Raw genomic sequence first — 1,140 nt, 5'->3', positions numbered from 1 at the left:
CTGCCGCAGACTCGGACGACAGCCCGGCTTTTGTGGCGATAATCTCCGCTTTTTCTGCCGCCTCCCGCGCAAACTCCTGGAGGATTTCTTTCTCGCGTTTGTGGCTCACCATCGCTGCCGACTCCAGCCGGTGAGCGACCAGCGCCAGCTGACCGAGTGCTTTGGGCTCCACAACATCACCCTCGGACAGCGACATCGAGGTTTCAAAGGCGAGGGTTTTAACAAACTCCAGCAGCAGCTTGCCGACGTCGGACGTCGGCGCAGAGCCGAGTTTTGCCGCCCAGATTTCAGCCATCTCCCGCGATGCACGAATTTTGGCACCAAACTGTTCCATGCGGCTGGCGTAACGGTTAAGACCGGTGCGGCTGAGCTGCATATCTTCCGGCAGATTGTGGCTGTCAATCAGCTCGTTGATGGCGTCGCGGATCTCTTCCTGGGTGTGGCGTTTATCGCGAAGCATCTGATGAAGCTGATCCCTGATGGATTCCGGCAGCAGGTCAATCTTTGACGGTCGGCCGCGTGTCTGGCGTTCATTTGTCATAAAGGTTACCGTCCCCTGACGTCTGTGCCTGCTCGATACGCTGACAGGCGATGTCAAAATATTCGTTCGTCAGCTCAATGCCGGTGAACTTACCACCGCGTGCCAGAACAGGAAGCGCGGTGGTGCCGCTGCCCATGAACGGGTCGAGGACGTGGGCATTATCCGCCAGCGGTCGGGCCAGCTCTTCCATCACCCTGACCGGCTTCCCGGTCATGTGCAGTTTTTCAGCAGGCTTCACGCGCTCAGTGATGACACCAGGGAACGGACCGCCCGGCACTTTCTCCAGCACCCCATTGCTTCCCCACACGACATATTCCGCCTGATGCCTGAAATAGCCGGTGTGCGGGGCGCGGGCTGCCGCTGCCTTGTCCCAGACAACAATGCCGCGCCAGAGCACACCGCCTGCCTGAAGCACATCGGTCATCACCGGAAGCTGACGCCAGTCCGAGAAAATCATGACGTAGCCGCCAGGACGCACAAGCCGGGTGGCCCTACTCATCCACTGCGTACACCAGAAGGCAAAACTGCGCTGGTCGCGATTTTCACCACCGAATTCCGCGTGGCGTGCGCTGGTGACTGCGTATTTTTCAATCGACAGG

2 protein-coding genes are annotated in these 1,140 nt (G+C 59.2%); both read right to left on the bottom strand.

What is annotated here, in order from left to right:
• Positions 1 to 541, bottom strand: a 541-nt coding sequence (locus tag GTGU_RS23330; protein WP_038163540.1) for a DUF3486 family protein, incomplete at its 3' end; no start/stop codon positions are given.
• Positions 531 to 1,140: DNA-methyltransferase (locus tag GTGU_RS23325; RefSeq protein WP_051857444.1), on the bottom strand; the 610-nt coding region annotated here is incomplete at its 5' end. The genes GTGU_RS23330 and GTGU_RS23325, both read right to left, overlap by 11 nt.

This window comes from Trabulsiella guamensis ATCC 49490 (assembly GCF_000734965.1).
Classification (GTDB): Bacteria; Pseudomonadota; Gammaproteobacteria; order Enterobacterales; family Enterobacteriaceae; genus Trabulsiella; species Trabulsiella guamensis.
This window is presented reverse-complemented; position numbering and strand designations above follow the sequence as displayed.